This is a genomic window from Vibrio sp. 10N.247.310.23 (assembly GCF_041467155.1).
GTDB classification, from domain to species: domain Bacteria; phylum Pseudomonadota; class Gammaproteobacteria; order Enterobacterales; family Vibrionaceae; genus Vibrio; species Vibrio crassostreae_C.
In genome coordinates, this window is the sequence record NZ_JBFSTZ010000013.1 from 112,258 (window position 1) to 136,698 (window position 24,441).

Below are 24,441 nucleotides of genomic sequence, written 5' to 3' on the forward strand. Positions count from 1 at the left end.
TTAAGCTCCATGTACTTCAGCTAGTTCAATACCTAAAATATCAGCAATCAAACCTTCGGCTTTTGTCTCTAGCTTTATAATTTCTTTAGCAACCTCACTCATCGAGCGTAGTAACTTATGCTGATAGAAGTACTTGTTAAAGCTAATCTCATAGCCAATTTTAGTGCTATCAAGATTTATCCACGCTTCATTTACATGAGGCTGCACTTCATCAAGGAAGTATTGATGGATTTCACTGTTATTAGCGTTAGCTTCTTGGTTGGTTGAGGCATAATTAAGCGGAACAGATTCTGCGTCACGAAGTTCGGAGTTACTCTCGTAGGTAGTAAACTCGTTTTTGTTACTAGTGGCATAGTAGCCAAAGTCACTCAAGTCAGTTTGTTCACAGCCTAAATGGTGTAACAGCTCATCAAGTTTATCTTGCTTAAATTTAACCACCTTTTTAATCACTTTGTGAGCGTTTTCGTCATACCAACTCACCGCGTCTAAAATGGTCTTCTTCTCAGCAGGGGTTATTTTGATAACCTCTTGTTTCAGAACTTTCTTTAGTTCTGCTTGGCTCTTTATTTTAAGTTCAACGTCTTCCTTGAAGTCATTGAAGTTATCGTATTGCTTATCGCCAAATTCAGTGAGAAGCTCCGCTGCCATTTGATAGATATTGCGTAATTTCAACCAATTTTCGATATCCAATAGCTTCTTCTTGGCTTTGGTATTTAAAGTAATGTCGTTTTCTTCACACCAAGCAAGAGTGGTGTTTTCAACGGTTTTTAAGAAGCCTTTTTGATAAACACTTTCACCATACTGTGCATACAGGTATTCCATTGGCTCACGTAGTGCTTTATCAAAACGCAGTGGTTCTATTAGTTCTTGCTTGAATTGAGCGCTTCGGCGATCTGGTCGTTCAATATTGACTTTGTAATAGCCAAAATCTTTGTTATTGAACACTTTCGAGGCTAGTCCAATAGGTTCATCATTGTCGTTTTTTGTTCGCTCAATCGACTTGCCACATAGGTAAGCCTGAGTTATTTGAGCAATATGCTCTGGAAGGAATTCGCAGTTCTTGTCGCCCAAGTTTTTGCGCAGCTTTTTAAACAGCAGACTAGCATCAATTAATTGTACTTTGCCTTTTCTGTCTTCTGGTTTGTTATTGCTTAATAGCCATATGTAAGTCGTTATACCTGTGTTGTAGAACAGGTTATTTGGCATTTGCACGATAGCGTCGAGCATGTCGTTTTCAATGATGTAGCGACGAATATTGCTCTCGCCAGAACCAGCGTCACCAGTAAACAGGCTAGAGCCATTGTGTACAGATGCAATGCGAGCGCCCAACGGACTGTGAGCCGTTGATTTCATTTTGCTAACCATTTCCATAAGGAATAGCAATTGGCCATCGCTAGAGCGCGGCGTGGCATCAACAAAGCCGTCTTTAGCGGTGGCACCCCAGTAATCGTTTAATGGAACACGGAAACGGGAGTCGATAACATCGGCGCCGTCTTTAATAAATTTCTGCTCACTTGCCCAACTTTTTCCGTAGGGAGGGTTAGATAAACAAAAGTCAAAACGATTGGCCGCAAATTCATCGGTAGATAAAGTCGAACCAATCTTAATATTCTCAGGGTTATTACCCTTGATCATCATGTCTGACTTACAAATAGCGTAAGTCTCATCATTGATTTCTTTACCGTATAAGCGAATATCACGCTTAGAAGTACCATCACCTGATTCAACAGGGTACTTCTCTTCTATGAAGTTTTGCGCTTCGGTTAACATGCCACCACTACCACATGCAGGATCATAAATGGTGAGTGGATCTGGTAAACCACCTTTGATTGGGTCAAATACCAAGTGAACCATGAGTTCAATTACTTCACGTGGAGTGAAGTGCTCGCCGGCCTCTTCGTTGTTGTCCTCGTTGAACTTACGGATAAGCTCTTCAAACACATAACCCATGCCCAAGTTACTGACAGGCGGTAGCTTATAGCCATCAGGATCTGTCTGCTCTATAGGAGTAAGGTTTATATTCGGGGAAACAAACTTTTCCAAGACATCGAGCAGTACATCTTTACCTGCCATATGACGAATTTTTGCTTGTAGATCGAAGCAAGTAACAATTTCTTTAACGTTGTCACTAAAGCCATTCAAGTACTCTTCAACGTTGGCTAGCAAGATTTGCTGATTGTTAGTCGCAGTGCTGTGCAAAGTGCTTAATGTCCATTTCGACGTGTTGTAAAACACATAACCAGACTCTTGCATTAATGGCTCATCATCTAGCTCTGTCGATTCCATTTCTTCTGTTTGGAATTTCACTTCAGCTAACACAGCTTTTTTGGTTGGTTCAAGCAAAGTATCTAAACGACGTAATACTACCATTGGCAAGATAACATCGCGGTATTTACCACGAACATAAACGTCACGCAGGCAGTCGTCAGCAATAGACCAGATAAATGAGATAAGTTTGTTGTGTACGCTGTGATCCATAGTTTTCTTCTTATAGCGATAGCTGCTTGAAAATCAAACAATAAAAGTAAGGGTAATTGGGTAAGATTTTACTGATTTTTGGCGCTAGTAGCGAATAAAACATTAGATTTCATTCGCTGCTAGACCATTTCCTCAATCTGTTATTAAGATTTAAAACGCTGCATTCCAACATACTCACGTAGATGCTTAAATGGATAAGGCGTTACGGTTGGTAGACGATGCCTTAAGTGATAAACGTCAAACAAGTTTTCTACCTCTTCAGGTAGTTCATCAAACGAATGTTTTATCACGTATAAATGACTAAAGTTTTCGATTTTGCTTTGTGGGCTACCTTTGCCACCAGCAAAATACATCCCCTGTTCCCGGTTATAGAAAAAACCTAAAGATGCATTAAAGAACCCTTCACTTTGTCCTCTTATTGACGTTTTGAAAAAGAATCCTTGCTCGCGCAGCCAATCGTAAAATTGTTTTTCATCATTACCTTTGTAAGAGATTGACGAAAACTCATCAAACGGTAAAGGGGCTGTATCATCCCATTCAGACAGTATTGCTCTGAGCTTATTGACTACTTTACTCTCTGGGTTTTCTTCAATGAACTGAATCAATAATGCAATTGGAACATCTTGTGAACGCCCTTCTTTAAGTTCACGCAGCCGCTCTGCAACTACTTCAAATTCCGGCAGCATTTGAATACCAGTATCATTGAAAATGGCATAGTCACCCGTCTCCGGCCAATAAATAAAGGGGGAACGTTGGAATCCTTGAAATACTTGCCTTTTATCATTGCCTAAATCGAGCTCAAGATCTTCAAGCTCCTCTTGAGTCGCTTGTATATGTTGCCATTCATTACCCACTAACTTAGACGCATACACTGGCCACGGCCCGTCTCGAACCTCTGAAAATTCGCCTTGCGGCCGATGAGGCATGTAATATACACATCCTTCAGGGCTGCTTGGGTATTCAATCAAATGCTTTCTTGTATGGACTTCTAGTTTGATAAGTAATTCTTTTAGCAGCACTTCCACCACATGGCGGTTTACCTGACCTTGACGGTTCCACAAGCGCTCTGGGTAACATGACTGGAAAACTGTATCTTGGTATTTTTTGCGATAAACTTGATACGGATCTTCCTCAGCCGAATTGTAGGTGTCTTTATTGCCAACAATTAGGATATTCAATGCACCACGAACCGGAGCTTCAGCAACTTCTGCGTTTATGTTTAGGTGCTCGATACCATGAAGTAAAGTCAATGCTGCATCAGTGTCTTGGTTTTCTGTTAAATCACAGATCACCAAACGATGTTCTTTTAACGCATCAAATAGTCCTACATAGTGATTTTTGACAACCGTATCTGAAACAAACCTATGCTTTTCTCCGGGAATTCGCTGTAAGTTCAGAGATACTGAATCGCCATAAGCTTGCTTAAGATCTTGCATAAACTGTTCAAGAATACCAACCTTAGATAACTGAAAACCGCTATAAGACTCTTTCGTAATATCAATAGCCTGAATTCGATTCTTCGCATTAGAGTAAAGAGGCTTCTTGATGTAATCGCCCTTTATCGATTTGCTAACCAACATCCCTACATCATCAAGTTGATAACGTGTCGCAAACTTTGCTTTTTTTTGTATATCTCCGTTTTCTAGCGTAAACCAAGACAAGGGAGAAAATGTTTTAGTGTTCATTGACAGTGTTGGTTTGAATCCAAGATCTGCGCATGGTGCTAAGTCGATTTCCACGGCCGTTAATTCATAGCCAGAGTGACCTTTCGGTAACTTTTTACTTTTGACTAGATAATACAAACCTTCACTTTCAAAGCGCTTTATTTCTGGTGCAGTGCCACTCAATACTTTTGGGATCGCTTTAATCAATAAACGACCCAATTGCCATGTTGGTAGTTCTGCTGCACTACTTGGTTTAATTGCCAAAGACTCGTCTTCGAGATCTAATTTTCCGTCCTTTGGTAACAATACCCAATAACAGGCTTCTTTATTGCTCCCTTTCACTAAGCAATACACACTTCCGGATTTATAGATTTCAGACGCCAATGTAACTAAACGCTTAGATCGTTCTGAGTAGTCAATACCTTTATAGCTGACGCAGTAAATCGCGAAGCTTCTATCAACCCAATCAGTATCAATTGATATTTGTTCAATTAAGGTTGATAAGGGCCCTTGTGAGGACGGCTCTAGCTGTTGTGTAACCATTTTATCAACTCCTGTACTGCTGTTAGGTTGGTGTCGGCATTGACATCATCAATTAGTGCCGGAATTTCAATGACTTTAGCTAACTGTGGTGAGGTTTCTACGAAGCATGAGTTCAAGTATCTAATCGATTTTGAAGCATCCCCTAGCGCATTAACATAGATAAACTTCGAGGGCCCAAACTCTTCTTCTACCAATGAAATTTTCGAACTGTAGCTTTCGCTGGTCTCATTCCCTTCATGCTTCCAGTATTTGCTGTCTAGCCAGATCGGTTGCTCAGTCCCTACAAATTTGACTCTATTATCAAATCGCTCGTAAATAGAATTTGGAACTTCTTCAAAGGTAAAGTCGAATGCTGTTAGCACTGCTTCTATTGCTTGCTCGCCCAATGCTCCCTTATAAATGTTGGTAAACATAACTGGCGTCATCACATATTGATTCTGTGCTAACGTAGCGAGGCTGCACGCTTCCTCTGAAACCATATCTCCAGTAGGCACTCGATCAAAGAACTCGAAGACATTCGGATCACCATCTAAGTTACCCTGATAACGGTAATACCCTTTGGTCATAGACTGTAAGTACAATCGATTAAATCGCTCAGGTTGAGAGGCGATCGTCGGATAGCGAAGTAACTGAGTTCTAATGTCTTGCCACTCTTGAATATCATTATCAGATGCAGGTTGATTATGTAGACGACGAACTAGGGCCTTGATTGACTGCATACCGTCTTTGTTGTTTCTTTGAGCAAGGTTGAATAAACGCCGAACAACCCTGCTCTCAACTAGAGCACTATTAGCTGATTTCGCTTTTTCAACCAAAGCAACATACTCGTGCGAAAATAAGCTTGGTTCTCTACTCTCTTCAGCCAAAATTTCTTTCAAACCAGAATCAGCAAACAAGAGAATTTGTTTTCGTTTCAGAGACGTTCTCCCAGCTCTTCCTACCGCTTGCTCAATGTATTTCCTTACTGCGCTTTGGTAGTCACTTGTTTGGTAGTATTGCTGTAAAGAGCGCTCTCTGCTCATACCCATAAGTTGCTGTCGACACCAGCTTTCAGCGCTTTTCGGTGACAACTCCCCGTTCTCTTGCAAAGATAGAATTTGGTGGAATTGACAAAGCTGGTTGGCAGTATGCGAATAATCATCTGACAGGAGTAGCTGAGTCGGTTTTTCAAGATAAATGCTGTCTATATCGGTTCGCTGCTGCGTGCTATAAGTGACATCGGCAACGGATATTAGGCTTTCTCCTTCTAACGCTAAATTGACTGCGTAATCGGGGTTTTTACCCGCTCCCATTGAAGCATATGTACTAAATACAACGACTTTCCCAGGTTCTGTATTTAAGTGATTGGAAATTTCATCATAGCCAACCAACCTCATCCAATCGGCGTTTACGCCAAAAAACGCCTTGATTTGAACATTAAATTCTTTCGCCCATTTATCGCAGCAGAACTGAATAAAGTCATTCATATCCTGACGCGTTGTATCAAGAGTGCGGTTTAACAACGACAGCATATAACGATTATCAGAAACTGAGATAAACGCTTTAATACTGGCTAATAGTTTAGACAACCAGCTCCGAACAAATGCCTGCTCTGATTCCGAAATACCGAGATAATGATTTAGGATAAAGTGGCTTGAACGAGCTTCCGGCTTATACTCTTCTAATAAAGTATCAAGGAACGCATCTCGACTATTAAGGTATTTGACCGTTAAGACCACACCGTTACCTCTATAGTTGCGCTTACTATGATAATAATCATTTACCCACTGCTTTTGCTCTCTCGACAAAGTCAGAAGCTTTTTATCCAAACGCTCATTCAAGTATTTAAAATCAAAGTTATGTATTACGGTGTCTGCTCTCGCTGTTGCACTTATACCGAGAATGACAGCTCCGGCATCAACCATATCTGCTAAGACACCCGATGGTGAAAGATTTAGGAATGACGATCTACAATTTACGGTATCGCGAGTCCCCTGATTATGAGCGACATCCACAAGTTTCAGGCCGATATGATGGTAGCTCTTGCTAGAACTTAACTTGCTCGCTTGACCGCCCGCAGATTGCCGTAGTCCCCTAGTATCAAATGACTCGTAAACAGCAGACTCAAACTCTTGCAAATTGAAGTGAGTAAGCAGGGATTGAACGGCTTCTTGAAACGTTCCTTCTAGGCTTCTATTTTCACGCCCTTCAATTTCAAGGCTACGAACGTTCTCCCAGTACTGAAACACTGCCTTACGCATTGTGCCAAGAAACCACTGATATATAACATCCGCCTCATTGACAAAGCGAGTTAAAAGGCCATTTTTTTCAATGAGGGACCCTTCCACTTTCTCATCACTAAATATGAGATTTTTCTGTCTCAATAAATCTGATTTTAATGACAGCTTGTGAGTGGCACTGCTTACATGTGTGAAGCTTCTATCTGAAAACAACCGAACAGGTCGCTCATTCAAGTTAGGTCCTTCCGTATTAAATGCGAGCGCTAGATTCCACTTGGTGCCAAACTCTTCGAGCCGCTCACGGAGTGGTTCAAACAGGTCTTCAATTTTATCGTAGCGAGGCGAACTCTCTAGTTGGTGATCTCGAAAGTTTGCTCTCAGAGTTCTTATAGCCCAAATTAAGTCTTGCGCTTGTTGCTTACACAGCTCGGAGAGGATAACCTGATTCTGCTTGTCAATTTCATCAATGATAAGTAGCGCACCACTTAAATCGCGCAATGGACTGTAGCGCGAGCGAGTATTGTGGAAGCCTTTCAAAAATTTACTAGTCGTTAAGAAAATAACATGAGCGCTTCCATTGCGGATTTTTTCTCCCGGAAGTAGTGCTTCTACAGAGGCCAGTAACGTGCCATTAAGCGGGGTTCTATCAGCACCTTTTTGTTTCTTTTGCAAGCGGGCAACTAGATTACGGTAAAAGTAACCAGCCTGCCTGTTCAAAGAAACTTTAACTTCTGGATTGCTCGCATGACGTCTTAGACCTGATATAGCGCTCCACTCAGCTTTAACATCACGCTCGGTGTTCAAGTCAAATCCGACTAACACTTCGTTCAAGACCGCATCAGAACATTGCAATAACTGATCTGACTGATTGGGTAGGTGAACTATTTGCGCTTTAAGATACTCTTGCTGTTCTAGAGTGAAGCGAGGCTCACCCTTGACAGCTTGCTTTTCAACTAATCTAAACAAGTCCGCTTTCGCGTTCACAACATTATCTACTGAGTCTGTAACGTAATAGAGCAAACGCTTGGTGCTACTACCGAACTCTTCTTCCTGTAATTCATTTTGCACTTGATCAAGCATCTGCTGGAGCAAAAAGTTTAATGCCGTGTATGTTTTCCCAATTCCAGTCTGAAACGGTAATGGAAGCAAAGCTCCAGATTTAGCTCCATTAACTTTAGTGTGATTTTCGAGTGATTCTGTAATGATAAGATCCAAGGGCGAAAGATCGGGAATAAGACTAAAATCAAAACTCGTAAATGCTTCTATCGACACGTTCATACAATTCTACCCCAACAGTTCTTGATGTTTAGTTAACCCAATCATAATATGACGTCATCAGCGACGGGTAAATGCTGACTGCATATACACGTAGCATAACTAGACAGGAATCAAACTATGAGCAAATGGCCAATTCGGTGGGATCTACTATTTCGCTATCGCATGATAGAAGTGATTGCGTTATGGGAAGGGAGGTTAACAACCAACCATCTGATCAAAAACTTTGGCATTGGTAGGCAGCAAGCATCTAAAGACATCAACACCTACCTCACCGATGTAGCGCCAGGCAACCTTGTCTACGATAAGCAATTGAAAGGATACAAACCCAGTGATAGCTTTATTCCAAAGCTAACGAGCGGTCATGCTGATGAATACTTGCACATCCTTTCGAGAAGCGAAGATATGACCATCACATTTAAAGAACTTGATATGGGCTTTGAAAATACAACAATGGTCCGTCCGGTGACACGTAACATTGCGCCTGAAATCTTACGCCCACTGGTTCAAGCTATCAGAGAGAAGAAACGTGTCGATTTAAGCTACACATCATTGAAGAATGGTGAAGAAGTAGAACGGATCATCTCTCCACATACACTCGTTTGCACACCACTACGCTGGCATGTTCGAGCTTATTGCGAGCACTCAGAAGGATATCGAGATTTCGTACTGAGCCGAATTCGAGGTGTTCCTGCTCTTGAGACAAAAAAAATAAAAGGGAGAGAACAAGATGAGCTTTGGAATACTCATCTCTCTATTAAGTTAATCCCCGACTCAAGATTAACCGAAGCCCAGGCCAAAGTGATTGCACACGACTACGGTATGGAAAAAGGCACCCTGGCAATACCGACGAACGCAGCACTAGTTCGCTATGTTCTGGATGCTTATAACATCGATATTAATATGTTGAATTCGAACCCCAAAGGACAACAGATCATCTTAGGGAACTTTGAGGAGCTGAGACCGTACCTAATATTCTAATCACAGTATATCTTGGCAAGAGACTGCTTATCCGCACATAAAGAGAACTTGCTGTGTGGGCGCCCGTTAATCATCGTCACGTACCACTGAAGTAAGCTAAGCCATCACGGATTCGTCAACCTGTGGGATAAACCCTGCAACGATGATTTCAACCATACATTTTGGCGTTAGAACCGTAACATTCAAATCACCGTATATATCTGCTCGGGCTCTATATCCATCAGGACGCCACTCATGTAATTCATTTCGCCATATGAGCCAAGGCTTACCTTCTAGCTCTACAAACACCCCATTGGGTAAATTCTCAAGCTTCTCGTTATAGGTAACCTTTTTACCGCCTCTTATCGCTCTATCTTGATGAAGAACTTTATCTATTTCTTCGACTTTCAATTCGCTTAGCTGAGCTGCACCCCATGCTTGTTTAAACTCATCAAACCTTTGCCTTCTGCACGAGGCGCAAGGTCTATGCCCTGCCGACAATGCGGTAGCCTCATCAAGAAAAAACAGTTCGGAGTAACTATTTTGGCTAAAAACCTGACGCTTACGCTCTTTGAAATTTAACTCACAAAGCACCCAATTTATGTGCTTCCAAGGGCGTATAATTTCTTTCTTTTCATTATGAAGAATCCCTCTATTGCCCAGCCACGAACCTCGAGCATTATCAGCCAGTAGTTCACCACTTGGGCTTACTCTATTTTGTAATGGCATTATCGAATTCCTCGAGTCGTAATTGGTTTAAATCGCTATTTATTATAGATGCTGCTCATCGTTGTCGTCTTCATGTACAAACAGCTCATTGATAATCGTAATATAACGTTCAGCTACGGCCCCTACTTCCCTATAGGCCATTTCAAGGATCATCTGAACTTGTTCATTGTTCTCTAGTGGCACATAGTTCTGTTTGTCCATATAAGACTCAATAACTGCAATTTTATCGTCACTACCGTCAAGAAACTCTCGAAAGTCTTTACTCGCTTTAGAACTGTTACACTCTTTGCAACTTGGAACCAGATTGCCAAGTTTATGCTCCCCTAAATAGACCTTATTGATCGGGATGGCATGCTCAATGACTAATTCCTTCGCCTCACCACAATAAGCACATTTATGATTAAAGTAGGCTTTAGTTTCTAACCAATCTTCTTCTGACAACTGCTCTGAGCCCAAGTTGCTAAGGACGTTTCTTACCAGTAAGTTCTGAGCATTGCCTATAGCATTTCCACGGTATCGGCTGTTTGCTTTACGACTTCGAAAGGAGGCTTTTTGTTTAGACGTTACCTTTGCGTCTAATAACAACCCCTCAAGCTGAGTTTCGTCATAGTCAATGCCAATTCGTTGAAGGTACTCCACAAACCAAACTGCGTCTTTTTCATACCACTGGCTACAAGCACGTACTGTTTTTCCGCGTACTAAGTATATGTTTGTCCAGTAACGTTTTGATCTTTCTGATGGAAGAGACCCCTTTTTAACCAAAAATGGAAAGTTGATATTAAATGTTCGTTTAGAATAACCAGCATCACAAAGCCTTTCGAACTCCGCGTGATCATTTTGCTCACAGTACTCGATAACTTTAGGTAGAAGTAGTTGTACAAGTTTGCCAACTTTCATGTGCTAGCCCCAATCAAAGTTCATTAACGGTACAGTTAAGTGTATATCCACAATTTTTATCTGCATTTTTTCTATATGTCGAACAACTCCAGAACTGACCGTACTTACCATTTCTTAGCTTCATCTCACTCCCACAACGCTTGCAGAGCGGTCGAATGTCGCCACACTCTTCGTTAATGCATTCCTGAAAGCCAGGCTTAATTGTACTGCTCATTGGGCTGCCACACTGGCTACAAGGGGTTTCTTTGTGTTTGCAGCGAGGATAGAAAGAGCAAGACAAGAACTTACCGTAGCGACTAACGCGCTCTTTCAATATTCCTGTTTTACAGCTGCTACAAGAAATCTGTTCAAACAATTTCTGTACAAACGATGCATCAAATTCATCGGTATCTACGAAGTATTTGTTCTTTATGAGTTCGACAACAAAATCACTGACATCAGTCATATCAGCTAATAGGTACGCTCTATGTTTTGCTCTGGTTAAAGCAACATAAAAAAGACGTCTCTCTTCAGCAAATTCGTAATCATCACCTTTAGGTAATAACGCGTCCACCAGCGGAGGGGTTACTTTTTGAGACGGAAAGCCGTGCTTACCCGTTGTTAATCCCGTAATGATTACATAGTCAGCTTCTTTACCCTTAGAGGCATGGAATGACTGACAGGTAATTTGTAGTGATGGGTATTGTCTATTAATTTCTTGAAGCTGAGTATAATCAGGCATTTGATGCCAAAACCTGGCTAGGAGATACACCTTATTCTGCGCTGGTTTACCTGAGGTATGAACGCAAGCCAAAACAGCATTAAGCGCTTTTTCTAGGGGAGATACACCTTGTTCATTTCTGCCTTGTCTGAGGATCGATACAGCAGGCTTGTTAACCTTAATAAGGGACTGAATGTCTTTTTTAATTTGTACTGGGTTTCTGGTGACAAATTGCGTTGCCACATCTCCAATCGCACTATTAAAACGAAACGTTAAATCCAATTTTGTTTCCGAAGTCGCACCGAAATACTCAACAAAATTAGTAGTCAGCTTTACGTCCGCGCCACTAAAGCGATAGATAGCCTGCCAATCATCCCCAACGCAAAATAGTGACGTACCAGGCAGTGAATCACGCAACGCTTTGACTAGCCTAGCTCTGGGCTCTGAGATGTCTTGAAACTCATCTACTAAAATGTATTTCCAGGACGAAACAAACTGTCCGGTTTGGACATACATCAATGCTTTACTGATCATGTCATTGAAATCTATCCACTGCTTTTTACGAAGAAACAGCTCATACCGATTGTGTAATGGATACAACAGCTCTAATGCTTTCTCTGTTTGCTTAGGATCGATTGAATTTCTAATGACGTTCTCTATCGCAACATCATCAAGACAAGCTGCTTTGTACATATCCACCAAAGCACTAAACAATTTAGCCAATTCTGTTACTTGGCCTAACTGGCGTAGATTATTAAGTAAATCCTGGGGCGGGATGGGGTTGAATTCGACTTCACGCTCCAACAATTTATGTTCAAGCACCTGAAGAAGCTTTCCAACTTTATGTTGGTGGTAGAACACCTCAACATAACCAGTCTGGTATTGCTTGTGCGTTTGGCGTTTCCATTCAATCGACTCTTGATAGCGATCTTTATCAATCCACGGGGCTGTATTACCGTGCTCATCAGTACCGTAGTATTCAATGTAAATATCGTGGTCTGGTAAATAAAAGTCTGGGTGATATTGACGATATTGATCTGTACTTACGTCAAATCGATAGCTCGCCTCATACTCATAATTAATTCCGTTTCTAAATAACCAGTTAGCAATGACAACCTCACCGTAACTCTTTACCTGGTCCCCTTTCAACGAACGGATGTCATTATCAGTTAAGTACTGTAGATACTCACCTTCACTTTGAAACTCAAAAGGGTTCTTATCAACAAAGTAATACGAGCTGAAGTACTCAAGTAAAGACTCACGGTAGCCATCATCAAGCATGAGTTGCTCTAGGTTATCGTTCATCCATTTTGATTTAGCTTTAATGTCGTCTTCAAATGGGGATAGGTTTGGTTTTGAACCTTCAACTTCAGCGATAATTTTCATACCCAAGCTATGGAAGGTGCTGGCTCTCACGTCATCAAAACCCAGTTTGTCTTTGATGCGCTCGTCCATTTCCTTAGCTGCAATACGGCCATAAGCCAGTAGCAAGATATCATTTGCAGTCGCTTGTTCACTATTAATCAGATACCCAGTTCTACCAACCATAACACTCGTTTTACCGGTACCCGCTCCGGCTAAAAGTAGATTGTTGTCGTTATCTGTAATACAAGCGATTCTCTGCTTCTCTGTTAACGGGTTAGATTCAACGTTGTCGAAAAACACTCCGTATTCTGTTAACTGCTTTTGGACGTAGGCATCTCGCATATTCTCAATATCTGACGGCTTCCAGGCACAAATTACATCGAGTGTCTGAGCGACCTTTTGGGCTAGTTCGCTTAACCCTAAAGCTGAGCGCCACCCCTTCCACCTTTTCGCTTCTTTATTTGCGATTGTTTGAAAGCTTTGAGTTTCAGACGTTCTAATAAAACTTACAGCAGAGGCGTTTTCCACTTGGTCCAAAAATGGAATCAGTTTCTGAGCGCTACTGTTGGCCCAAAAAGGAAAGAAAGTGTGTTTGTGTCGATGTGCAAATAGGTAGCTCAACATCGGAACGGACAAACCGACGTCATTTGTTTCAAACGACAAAACGCCACCTGAAAAGCCTAATTTGGCTACTGGAGGAGCAACTATCGTATCCCACTTGTACAACGTTTTTATATTGTCTTTGAAGATGGTAATACCGTCTTCGTTAACGTTTACCTGTTGTCGCTTGCCAAGAAGGTGTGCCAAAAAGTTGGTTTTGAGGAGAAGTTTCGTCATTAAAAATACAATCGCAAAGTTGGAATGATAACGTTATATGCAACTGTAGTTTACATGACAAAGTATGAACTATAGTGATCTACATCGGTATTGAAGGGAATAGAGCTCTGACTTTTACCCAGAGCCCTCTGAAGGTATTGAGCAAGAATTCAATTAGCGTCCTTTAAATAACTCGCCTCGATGATAACGAAGGTATGGTCTGTGATCCGGCATGATTCTAAATGCCATATCTTCCTTTAAACCGATCATATCCGGAGACTCCAAGTAGCTTGAAATAAGTACCTTTCCGTTATCATCAAAGGAGATAAAACGCTTTATCTACAACAGTGTTTTCGTTGTAACAGGAGGTATTTTCAGACGTAAACTGACCCATATATCAATCTCATTCGTTGATACATGAGTCGGTTGGATATGATGATTAAGTCTTAATAATTGTGACTTGGGTTGCTGTGCGTCATTACGGTATCAAACCAGGGTTCTGCCTTTGAGCGTAACACCGCATAATCTAATCAAACCTAAGGGGTCAAGCAAACGCCAAATGAGACAGTATCTAGTTCCTGACCTCAGTTCGACTTTGAATCCAATCAGATATATCAGAGCTTAACCATCTGTCCGTCTCGTTTACTCATCTTTATTAATATCCAGCTTTTTATTACACCAAGCCATAATTTTCTCTGCATAGATAGTAACAACACCAACACCTAGCATAAGAAAAATATAGAGCCATCCAAGCCAGTAAAAAGGCTTTGGCACATTCGGAGCTATAATTGCAGCTATGCTACCGAACGACATTAGCGAAAAAACAACTTTCCAGAATAATTCCTGCATAGTGAACCTTTAACTCAGTTAATAGAACACCCAAACTAGCATGTCTTATTTATTTCCAAAATCAGCATGTAGCACCACTCAAACGATCAAAGTAGTTGCATACGAAGGTATGCGTAAAGGAGAAATGGCTTTCCATAACTGTAAATGTTATCTGCTCTAGAATTAGCTTCTTCGCACGTCGGTCACAAGTGCGAAGAAGCTCTCCATTTTACTTGTTACAACCAACACGATGCTGAATCCACTCAGATATATCAGAGCTTAACCACCCTACACTTCTTGGCCCTAGTGAAACACTTTCAGGGAAATGCCCGTCTTTCATCCAGCTGTAAATTGTACTTCTGCTAACTCCGACAATTTGCTTAACTTCTTCTAAGCGCAATACTCTTAAATCTTCCATATCAATCACCTGTACACCGTAGTGCTTTCCAATAATTAAGTACTGTTTACAGTATTTAACTGCCGGTATTCTTCGCACAACTGACTTAAGGAAAAAACTAACTGGCGTTTAATCTGTACATTGAGCATCGTGATGGTTTCCTTTTAACTTCCAAATAAAACCAGCATAAAACTATGTGCAAAATTTCCTAAATGCGTGATACACATATCAGGAATACTAAAATCACGATATAACCAATTGTTTTAAAAGAAATTTAAAACTGATTACGAAAAAATGAGATAGAGTTACGACATTTACCAATGCAATAATTAGTCATAGATGAGACGTACATCACAAAATAAATCTAAATTTAAACCGAGGAGAACGTTATTAAATGAAGCGTAGGTTCGACGAACCACGAACCGAAGTGTTAAATGAAATTTTATGTTTGCTTGTTCAAAGCCCTAATTAAACATTATATTTCCCAATAAATAAACGAACAAAGTATTTTACTAAGCAACGAAATTAATTGTTGCTAGTAAGTCGACCTAGCATTATTTCTGGTAAAAAATCACCAATAAAACCAACACAAGTACTTATAATCAATCAGTTGAAAATACAGAATTGACTTCAACTATTTCATTACATGTTCAATTAAAACATTGTCGGCATATAGAACTAAACACAGATCGTATATCAAAGAGATAAATATATCGCTCTCGAATGATTTAAATAATAATTTTGGCGATTACCTTGTTGCGGTATCGCGCTGAAGGAAAACAATACATTACTTGAGTAACTATCCAATTGAATGTCGTCAACTCAACCACCTCAGTATAGGAGACTTACTTTCTCACTTAAATGCAGTCAGAAATTTGGGCAACATCACTCACATCATAGGTGCCACCTTTGTGCTGTACTACCTAAAGCCGTTAGAAAAGCATTGTCATTTTTGCCTACAAAAAAGCAGTAAAGTTAATTTCATTAAATCTACTACTTAACGAATGTAGTAACAAAAAGACATGTCTTTTTGTACTATATAGATACTAGTACTAAATCGCATGACTTTTTGTACTACGTGATTGTTGCTCCATCTTGATCGGTTTAGAAACTGACTAAAGGGCCAAACAACTGAACGTGGCACATTCTACTGGTTCCTAGCATTCGCTAGAACGAAAGGTATTCCTCCACTAAATTTAAAGCGTTTCCGTCCTGCTACAATGTTTAAAAAAAGGTCGAAACCACCATTTAGAGCACGGTTTTGCATCGTTCCCTGTTTGTTTTATCCGTTTTTCAAAGGTTTTTAATATATCTAAAAACTAAGCGGGGATTTTGGAACTACAGTTTTAATGTTATTGTGATTATATTGCTAGGTTAATTAAGGAAAGGGCATGAAGGACATACTTGACGGTTTGAAAGAACTTATTTTATTCACATTAGCTATCGTACTTTTGTTCCTAGGATGGGCTTTTTCTGGTGGTTTTACACCACTTGACATATTAGTACCATTGGCCATTATGATTCATTACATCTGGGATTTTAAATTTAAAAATAAAAATCAGTGATACTTAACGCACCAATTAAGGAGGTAACATGTGGTTTTCAGTAATTATAATTTATTCTTTATTCCTCTACTCTAAATATAGGAAAGGCTATTTCTACTTATCAAAACCTAAAAGGAGTTCACCCAATGGCGACTCCATATACGAAGAGGATCATAGACATTCACTCAATCATACATTATCACTCGGAAATATTTACCACAAAAATGACTAATGGTTGTACTGTTCTCTGGGAGAAATTTTTTGGAAATAAAGTATAAGTATAGTTGTGATAGAAAGAAACTAACTATTGGGGTGTTTCTATGTTAAAAAAATCGTTAGGACCTATATTTCATTATTCATTGTGACCGTTTAAATATGCGAACATTAAACGGGTCAAAAATCATTGATATCAGACACAAATGCATCTACTGCTTGTCGGATATTTAAAGCAAAGACCTCAGCAAGCTTTGACATTGGTTTGTGAGCAGGTGTCAGTATTGCGTGATCATAAGCTATAGCTGGAGCAAAGGGGCGAAATACAACGTTCCCTTGATTTCCTTTATATAGTTTGTAACTAGCTGCACTGATGGGGTCACAGATACAAGCACATAGCTGTTGTTCGACAAACTCAAAACCAGAGATGTAGTTCTGTAGCTCAAATCTAGGTCGATAAGTGACGTTATGTTCTTCAAATAACAGTCTTGTGTGTTCACTTGCTGAATGACGGGTAAACAGCGCTGCTAGTGGAACATTATCTAAGTCTTTTGGAGTAATGAGCGGTTTACTCGCTAAAGGGTGATCCTTGTGTAATGCACACACTCCCTCAAGCTGTATAGGTTCTACATGAAATGAATCTCTGTCCTTAGGCAGCTCTGAATAACCTATATCGTACTGCTGAGATGCAATCCAGTCTTGAACAATAGTAGAACTTCGCATCATCATGGATACTTCTACTTCAGGTCTGTCCTTTACATATTCGGCAATAACGTGCGGCATAAAAAATAATGCTGCAGCAGGCATACAAGCAATACGTAACTTCCCTCTAGTGAGGTTTTTCACTTCTGCCATTAACTGCGTTGAACGCGTTAAACGCTCTAAAATCGCATCAGTTTCTTCTAGCAAAAAATATGCTTCAGGGTTGGGGATTAAACGCCCCTTTTGTCGTTCAAAAAGTGTCAACCCTAGCTCCTTCTCAAGACCTACGATCATAGAGCTCACTGCAGGTTGAGTTCGGCATAAAGTTTTTGCAGCCACAGTCACCGATCCCGAACGCATTACAGCACGGAACGTTTCTAATTGTTTTATCGAAAGATTGCTCATGACACCCTATAAGTAAAATTTATGACTTTAGAGTAATTTTAAATTTGTTTTTATTGATTGTCACCAATAAAATAACCAAATAATTACAAATACAACAATAAGGAAACATACAGTGGAGCAAAAATTTCGATACTTGCTCACGGCCTTAATTGCATCAGTAGCTCTAATGCAATTTGTTCAGGTCGTGACACGATATATTTTTGAGGTCCCAATTATGGGACTCGAAGAATCAATGGTCATTCCTACAATCTGGCTATATATGCTTGGGGCAGTTAATGCTTCAAGAGAAGACTCTCAGATACGAGCAAATGTCTTAGAAATTTTCATCAAAAGTGAACGCGGGCACACAATTTTGGCACTAGTAGGCGAAATTATAAGTTTTATTATTTCGAGCTGGCTTACTTACTGGGCATGGGATTATGTCAAGTACGCTTGGCGCGTATGGAAAGAAAGCCCCACTCTCTATATACCTACTTTTTATCATGAATGTTCCGTATTCATCGGACTTCTTCTGATCACACTTTTTATTGCCATACATATCGTAAAGCTGGTTAACCAACTTAGAACTCCATCGTCTTTCGTAAATAAGGTGAAACAATGATTGAAGTCGCTCTATTAGCCGTCTCAGTTTTAGTCATACTACTGACTCTCGGCGTTCCCCTTCCATTTTGTTTCGGCGGTGCACTGATGGTCATGAGTTTTGCCGGTGACATGTCGATGAAAGGCAACATGATGTGGGGCGCTGGGCAATTAATGAACCCCGTTTTGTTGGCTATTCCCCTATTTGTATTGGCAGGAACCATAATGAGTAGAAGTGGAATCGCTGCTAGTCTATTAGGTTTTGTGAACGTATTTGTCGGTCATATACGCGGTGGTCTAGGTATCGTAGCTTCTGTTAGTTGCGCGATTATCGGTGCCATTTCTGGAAGCGGATTAACTGGTATTGCGGCTATCGGGCCACTTCTTATCCCCGAGATGGAAAAACGAGGCTACCCGCGAGCTTATGCGACAGCACTCATTGCTAACTCGTCAATATTAGGTCTACTCATTCCGCCAAGCGTGACAATGATTGTTTATGGTTGGGTTACTGACACATCAATTCTGGCTTGTTTCCTCGCGACACTTGGTCCTGGATTGTTGGTTACGTTCAACTTTGCCGCAATCAATATGTTTATGGCTCGTAAGTTCCCACTTGTTTTAGATGACAAGCTGAGCTTACCAGAGATGTTTAAGAAAGCTTCTAGCCAAACATTTAACGCGGTGCCTGCTTTATTGATGCCAGTAATTATCCTTGGTGGTATTTATGGCGGCATTATGACTCCAACAGAAGCTGCGGCAGTTGCTGTTATCTATGCTGTTCCAGTCGGCTTTATGATCTATAAAGGATTGAGTTGGAAGACATTATTAGAATCCGGCAAAGAGTCTGCAACAGCGGTTGGATCTATCATGTTTATGATTTTATTCAGTCTAATTCTTAGCCAAATGTTTGTTGTAGAAGGAATCCCCCAACAATTAGTTGAAGCTATCTTCAATATTACTGATGACAAATTTTTATTACTAATTTTTATTAATCTGTTGTTGTTTGTCGTTGGTATGGTCGTGAACGATTTGACTGCAATCATTCTTATAGCGCCTTTGCTTTTGCCACTAATGACGGCAATTGGCATCAGCCCAATTCAATTTGCTGCAATCATGGGAGTCAATACCGCGATGGGCGGAGTGACCCCACCATATGCGTCAATCCTATACCTTGGTGCTCGCATTGGTAACGTAAAATTCTCTGAAGTTGTTGGGCCGGCAATGCTACTCATTTTATTTGGGTATCTACCTGTCGTAATTCTTACGTCTTTTTGGTCAGAATTATCTCTGTACCTCCCTACTATGTTTGGTTATTAAAAGGAAATTAACAATGTTAAAAACAAGTAAGTTAAAACCATTAAAAACAATAAAGAATGTCACTATGTTGGCATCACTTATGGCCGCCGCCCTAAGTACTTTCCCTGCACATGCTACAACGCTAAAAATCAGTCATGTACGCCCACAAGGTACCGTAGTTGATAATGACATCAAGCAGTTAAGCAACGATCTAAAAGCCTCGACAGATGGCGACCTTAAACTAAAAGTCTATGCTGCTAACGCTTTAGGTGATTACACGTTAGTACAGGAACGAATTTCAATTGGTGCAATTGATATGGCATTGCAACCAGCCTCCACATCTACCGACCGTAGAATGCAAATTGGTTTATTACCTTTCTTAGCAAACGATTGGCAAGAAGCTCAAAATATCTACGGTTCAAATGCACCAGTACGCGAAGCAATGGAAGAGCTATTTGCTAAACAAGATATAACATTGCTCGCAGCCTACCCTGTTTACTTTGGAGGAATTTCGTTAAACCGTAATGCAGTTGGTGCTGGTGATCCCGATATAACCAAAGGTATTAAGCTTCGTGTACCACCGATCAAGAGTTTCCAGTTATTAGCAGATAACGTCGGCTATATTGGTTCACCCCTACCTTTTTCAGAAGCTTTTACGGCAGTACAAACTGGTGTAGTTGATGGTGTTATTGGTTCTGGAGCTGAAGGCTATTACGCTTCATTCCGTGATGTAACAAAAACCTATATTCCTCTCAATACCCACTTCGAAATCTGGTACCTGATGATCAATTCTGAGCGCTTAGAAGATCTCGATGAAGCAGAGAGAGCAGCTCTCAAAACAGCCGCAGCTCAATTTGAAAACCGTCGTTGGGGCGCTGCACAACTAGACCAGAAAGCCAATGAACAAAAACTGGTAGAAGCTGGTGCAACAATCATAGAAATGACTCCAAGTCAGTTGAGCAAAACAGCTAACAAAGTACGCGCTACAGTATGGCCTCAAATTATTGACGATATCGGTTCTGATTGGAGCCAGCCAATCTTAGACAAAGCGCTTAATTAAGAAACACCAACCAAAGGGGGCACCCCTGCCCCCTCAACGAAAGCATAAGAGAATGTTATGAAACCGGAATATATTGTTGTCGGTGGCGGAATTGTGGGTTGCGCACTAGCTTATGGCCTTCTTAAAGCGGGTCATCAGGTAACAGTACTGGATGGCGGCGACCTCGATCATCGTGCATCTCGTGGCAATTTTGGCTTGGTTTGGTTGTCGAGTAAAGGGCTCGACGCACCTCACTATGCAGCATGGACTCGCCGATCTGTAAAGTTATGGAAAGAGCTCGCAGAAGAATTAGAAAACGTTACCGGACATAGGCTTAACCTAGTGCAAGAAGGGGGATACGATTTCCACTTCTGTGAAGAAGAATTAATGGCTAAAGCTAAGCAGTATGAGCACCTACGTAAGCAATTGAATAGCGACCATCCATATGAAATTTGGGATCGCAAACGCCTAATACAGGAGGAGCCCGAAATTGGCCCTGACGTCGTCGGTGCAATTTACGGAGCAGAAGATGGTCATGTCAATCCATTGAAGTTACTCAATGCGTATACTGCAGCGATCCGAAAGCTCGGTGCTAATTTAATTACTGGAACGAATGTGTCTGATATTAACCAAGATAAGTCGGGAACGTTTCAAGTCACATTAGAAGATGGGAGGATTTATTCTAGCGACAAAGTTGTTTTGTCTGCAGGTTTAGGAGCAGCTCAATTAGGCCCAAAACTCAACTTCAAAGCATTAGTCTCTCCTCAAAAAGGACAAGTTTTAATCACTGAAAAGCTCCCCAAAAAGATGAAGCGCCCCTCCGGTATTATTCGCCAGGTAGATGAAGGTGGTATCCAGATAGGAGACTCTAAGGAAAATGCTGGATTTGACAACAATGACACCATCGAAACTACAGCTGCTATAGCTGAGCGAGCGATTGCTGTTTATCCATTTTTAGAGCACACCAGGCTAATTCGAAGTTGGGGTGCGACTCGGATCGTTTCACCTGATGGCCTACCAATATATCAACAATCAAAAACACATCCAGGAGCTTACCTAGTGAGTTGCCACAGCGGTATTACACTAGCCGCAGTCCATAGTTATTTGTTACCGCATTGGCTTGAGCAATCTACTAACGCACCAGATTTGGAGGTATTCAGTGAAGACAGATTCTAGATTCCAACGACTTGCCTCGGATAAAGAGAAAGCATCAATTCAGTTTGAATGGGAAGGTCAATATTACATGGCGTATGACGGAGATACCATAGCTGCAGCATTGCTAGCAGCAACGTTAGATCATACTCGTACAACGCCTCAATCCGGCTCACCAAGAGCACCGTTTTGTATGATGGGTAGTTGCTTTGAGTGCCGCGTTGAAGTCGATGGAGAACCTAACGTTCAAGCTTGCATGAATTTGATTAAAGACGGCATGAAAATTCGCCGACAAACAATGTAATAGGAGGTTTCATGCTAGAACAATCAAACATGAATTTTGATGTGTGTGTGATCGGAGCTGGGCCTGCAGGAATGGCTGCGGCAGTTCAATGCGCTATTGCGGGAGCAAATGTCATGGTTATCGACGAGCAAGCTCAACCAGGAGGCCAAATTTATAGAGCCATACAAGAATCAGGTCACCCACACGGACATATCTTCGGGCCAGATTATTTAAGAGGTGCCGAACTCGTTAAAACTTTTAACCAAGCTAACATCTCTTATTTCTCTGGCGCTACGTTATGGCGAATTGATTCGGACAACGCGGTTTATTGGAGTCGCGATGGGAAAGCTCAAAAAGCGACCGCGAAAAAAATCATCATAGCAACGGGGGCAATTGAGAGACCATTCCCATTCTCAGGTTGGACACTACCAGGGGTGATGACAGCTGGGGCTTGCCAAATCATGATGAAAACATCAGGCATTGTCCCTAAAGATGCAATCTTGGTTGGAACAGGTCCCCTTCTCTACCTACTCGCCGTACAGATGAGCGATGCCGGCGCTACACCGAAGGCCATTGTCGATACTCAGCAAAGCGCAAGTTACTTTAAAGCAGCCGGATATTGGTTGAATGCATGGCAAGGACGCAATTACATAGCCAAAGGCTTAACGCTCCTTTCCAAGATTCATAAGCTTGGGATCAAGCGCTATACATCTTCTACTCACATTGAAGCACTAGGTAGCCAACGTTTAGAAGGCTTAACCTTTCAAAGCTCAGGAAGAACCGTCGATCTTAAAGGTGAAACTGTCTTAGCACATATTGGAGTGATTCCTAACGTCCAACTCACTCGCGCTATGGGGTTGGAACATGTTTGGGATTCATTACAAGTTTGCTGGAAGCCTAAGTTAGACAGTAACAACATGAGTTCACGTTACGGTGTCTTTGTTGCTGGCGACAGCGGGGGCATTGGAGGAGCAATCGTTGCAGAATTACAAGGTGAGCTCGTCGCACAAAAAACTCTGCAAGATCTTGAGCTTAACGGTAATCTCATAACTAAAAATAACGATAACCCCATAAAAGCAATAATAAACAAAGAGCTATCAGTACGACCGTTTCTTGATGCGCTGTATACCCCACCTAAGCAAGCCCTCACCCCCAGCGACCAAACGATCGTTTGTCGGTGTGAAGAAGTAACAGCAAAACAAATCCGCGATCACGTAGATCAGGGAGCCTGTGGGATTAATCAAATAAAAACGTTCACTCGCTGTGGCATGGGCCCGTGTCAAGGACGCTATTGCGGATCAACGGTGGCCCATATTATTAGTGACAAAGTCGGCATTTCAATGGAAAAAGTAGGCTACTACCGACTACGCAACCCTATTAAACCATTGAAACTTGGAGAGCTAGCAAGTCTCACCCCCGCAAAGAGTTCATTTATTAAAAAATATAAAAAAGGAAATATTAAATATGAGCAAGATACAGAGACTGCATACTAATCAACGTATGAGCAAAATTGTGACCCATAACGACACAATATATTTATGTGGTCAGGTCGGAGTCCGTGGTACAAGCGTTACAGAGCAAACTAAAGAAGCGCTTACAAGAGTAGAAAGCCTTCTTGTTGAAGCGGGAAGTGATTGTCAGCATGTTTTACAGGTCACAGTATGGCTAGCTGATATGAGCGATTTCAATGAAATGAATACAGTATGGGATGAATGGTTTGATGAAGGGTTCGCACCTGCGCGTGCTTGTGGTGAAGCGAAGCTCGCTAGCCCTGAACTCAAGGTCGAGCTACTTGTGATTGCAGCACGCAAAACCAATATTCAAAATTTGTAGCGATTATCCACCGGTGAAGTCCATGTGTTAACGGTCTAGTTATTGAACTAGACCGTTAACAGAACCATAAATTACATTTTGAAATATATAAGGGCTTGTCTAAAACTCTCCCATTAAGCGTTTGTACTCCACGTCATCTTCATACATCTTGTGGAATACTTTATATTTCGCGTCATAGAACCGCTTAATCTTTTCAGTTTGGGGCATTACGCTCTTACTGATGCGACTCATGGCATTCATAGCGTCTGGGATATCACTGTAGAAGTCAGCGGCGACAGAGCCGAGCATTGCAGAGCCCAGCAATACCGCTTCGCTTTCTTCCGGCAACAAAATCATACAGCCAGTGGCGTTAGCATGTTCCTGTAAGAATACACTATTCTTAGTACCACCACCGCAAGCCATAATGGTATCAATCTCGTATCCAGATTCGTTCATCACTTCAATGATATGACGTGTACCTAAAGCAATACATAGACAGGATCTTAAGAGCTAACTTGTTTATTTAGATAGAAAAAAGGCTTCAT

The 24,441-nt window shown here is 41.2% G+C and carries 18 protein-coding genes and 2 pseudogenes; 9 read left to right on the forward strand and 11 right to left on the reverse strand.

What is annotated here, in order from left to right; translation table 11 throughout:
* The 3 genes from AB6D93_RS12170 to AB6D93_RS12180 form a co-directional block, all read right to left on the reverse strand.
* A complete protein-coding gene (locus tag AB6D93_RS12170; protein ID WP_372050152.1) occupies positions 1 to 2,478 on the reverse strand; it encodes an N-6 DNA methylase in 2,478 nt (825 codons plus the stop codon).
* Between the two features lie 143 nt (positions 2,479 to 2,621).
* On the reverse strand, positions 2,622 to 4,685 hold the full coding sequence (locus AB6D93_RS12175) for a hypothetical protein (protein ID WP_372050153.1): 2,064 nt from the start codon (positions 4,683 to 4,685) through the stop codon (positions 2,622 to 2,624).
* Positions 4,667 to 8,182: a hypothetical protein gene (locus tag AB6D93_RS12180; RefSeq protein ID WP_372159171.1), complete on the reverse strand. Its 3,516-nt coding sequence runs from the start codon at positions 8,180 to 8,182 to the stop codon at positions 4,667 to 4,669. Before AB6D93_RS12180 ends, AB6D93_RS12175 begins: the two co-directional genes overlap by 19 nt.
* Positions 8,183 to 8,299: 117 nt before the next feature.
* On the opposite strand from AB6D93_RS12180, the gene AB6D93_RS12185 reads away from it, so the two are divergent.
* Complete coding sequence (locus tag AB6D93_RS12185; RefSeq protein ID WP_372050155.1) at positions 8,300 to 9,160, forward strand: helix-turn-helix transcriptional regulator; 861 nt, start codon at positions 8,300 to 8,302, stop codon at positions 9,158 to 9,160.
* 96 nt (positions 9,161 to 9,256) lie between these two features.
* Here AB6D93_RS12185 and AB6D93_RS12190 read toward each other — a convergent pair whose 3' ends face one another.
* From AB6D93_RS12190 to AB6D93_RS12215, 6 genes and pseudogenes are all read right to left on the reverse strand, one after another.
* A complete protein-coding gene (locus AB6D93_RS12190) occupies positions 9,257 to 9,868 on the reverse strand; it encodes a hypothetical protein (protein ID WP_372050156.1) in 612 nt (203 codons plus the stop codon).
* A gap of 42 nt (positions 9,869 to 9,910) precedes the next feature.
* A complete protein-coding gene (locus AB6D93_RS12195) occupies positions 9,911 to 10,765 on the reverse strand; it encodes an HNH endonuclease (RefSeq protein WP_372050157.1) in 855 nt (284 codons plus the stop codon).
* 13 nt (positions 10,766 to 10,778) lie between these two features.
* Positions 10,779 to 13,667 (reverse strand): UvrD-helicase domain-containing protein, encoded by a 2,889-nt coding sequence (locus tag AB6D93_RS12200; RefSeq protein WP_372050158.1) that lies wholly within the window; start codon positions 13,665 to 13,667, stop codon positions 10,779 to 10,781.
* A 153-nt stretch (positions 13,668 to 13,820) separates the two neighbouring features.
* A pseudogene (locus AB6D93_RS12205) lies at positions 13,821 to 13,976 on the reverse strand (HNH endonuclease); the annotation flags it as partial.
* Positions 13,977 to 14,288: 312 nt separating this feature from the next.
* Positions 14,289 to 14,495 carry a hypothetical protein gene (locus AB6D93_RS12210; protein ID WP_122046649.1) on the reverse strand — a complete coding sequence of 69 codons (207 nt, stop codon included), beginning with the start codon at positions 14,493 to 14,495 and terminating at the stop codon, positions 14,289 to 14,291.
* Positions 14,496 to 14,703: 208 nt separating this feature from the next.
* Positions 14,704 to 14,892, reverse strand: a complete 189-nt coding sequence (locus tag AB6D93_RS12215; RefSeq protein WP_065584203.1) for an AlpA family transcriptional regulator — start codon at positions 14,890 to 14,892, stop codon at positions 14,704 to 14,706.
* A 1,370-nt stretch (positions 14,893 to 16,262) separates the two neighbouring features.
* On the opposite strand from AB6D93_RS12215, the gene AB6D93_RS12220 reads away from it, so the two are divergent.
* The gene (locus AB6D93_RS12220; protein WP_372050159.1) at positions 16,263 to 16,436 is read left to right on the forward strand and encodes a hypothetical protein; all 174 of its coding nucleotides are present in this window, start codon (positions 16,263 to 16,265) and stop codon (positions 16,434 to 16,436) included.
* A 372-nt stretch (positions 16,437 to 16,808) separates the two neighbouring features.
* Here AB6D93_RS12220 and AB6D93_RS12225 read toward each other — a convergent pair whose 3' ends face one another.
* Positions 16,809 to 17,735: a LysR substrate-binding domain-containing protein gene (locus AB6D93_RS12225; protein WP_065584204.1), complete on the reverse strand. Its 927-nt coding sequence runs from the start codon at positions 17,733 to 17,735 to the stop codon at positions 16,809 to 16,811.
* Between the two features lie 112 nt (positions 17,736 to 17,847).
* Here AB6D93_RS12225 and AB6D93_RS12230 point away from each other — a divergent pair, with 112 nt between their 5' ends.
* From AB6D93_RS12230 to AB6D93_RS12260, 7 genes are all read left to right on the forward strand, one after another.
* Positions 17,848 to 18,336, forward strand: coding sequence for a TRAP transporter small permease (locus AB6D93_RS12230; protein ID WP_017065560.1), 489 nt, complete (start codon positions 17,848 to 17,850; stop codon positions 18,334 to 18,336).
* On the forward strand, positions 18,333 to 19,631 hold the full coding sequence (locus AB6D93_RS12235) for a TRAP transporter large permease (protein WP_017065559.1): 1,299 nt from the start codon (positions 18,333 to 18,335) through the stop codon (positions 19,629 to 19,631). Before AB6D93_RS12230 ends, AB6D93_RS12235 begins: the two co-directional genes overlap by 4 nt.
* Positions 19,632 to 19,695: 64 nt before the next feature.
* The gene (dctP, locus tag AB6D93_RS12240) at positions 19,696 to 20,670 is read left to right on the forward strand and encodes a TRAP transporter substrate-binding protein DctP (RefSeq protein ID WP_372050160.1); all 975 of its coding nucleotides are present in this window, start codon (positions 19,696 to 19,698) and stop codon (positions 20,668 to 20,670) included.
* 57 nt (positions 20,671 to 20,727) lie between these two features.
* Positions 20,728 to 21,825, forward strand: coding sequence for an FAD-binding oxidoreductase (locus AB6D93_RS12245; protein WP_065584205.1), 1,098 nt, complete (start codon positions 20,728 to 20,730; stop codon positions 21,823 to 21,825).
* The gene (locus tag AB6D93_RS12250; protein ID WP_372050161.1) at positions 21,809 to 22,105 is read left to right on the forward strand and encodes a (2Fe-2S)-binding protein; all 297 of its coding nucleotides are present in this window, start codon (positions 21,809 to 21,811) and stop codon (positions 22,103 to 22,105) included. The genes AB6D93_RS12245 and AB6D93_RS12250 overlap by 17 nt, the downstream gene beginning before the upstream one ends.
* A gap of 11 nt (positions 22,106 to 22,116) precedes the next feature.
* Positions 22,117 to 23,577 carry an NAD(P)/FAD-dependent oxidoreductase gene (locus tag AB6D93_RS12255; protein WP_065584207.1) on the forward strand — a complete coding sequence of 487 codons (1,461 nt, stop codon included), beginning with the start codon at positions 22,117 to 22,119 and terminating at the stop codon, positions 23,575 to 23,577.
* Complete coding sequence (locus tag AB6D93_RS12260; protein WP_372050162.1) at positions 23,549 to 23,917, forward strand: RidA family protein; 369 nt, start codon at positions 23,549 to 23,551, stop codon at positions 23,915 to 23,917. The genes AB6D93_RS12255 and AB6D93_RS12260 overlap by 29 nt, the downstream gene beginning before the upstream one ends.
* A 99-nt stretch (positions 23,918 to 24,016) precedes the next feature.
* Here the strand turns inward: AB6D93_RS12260 and AB6D93_RS12265 are convergent.
* Positions 24,017 to 24,385, reverse strand: a pseudogene (locus AB6D93_RS12265) (FGGY-family carbohydrate kinase); the annotation flags it as partial.
* Positions 24,386 to 24,441 lie beyond the last annotated feature (56 nt).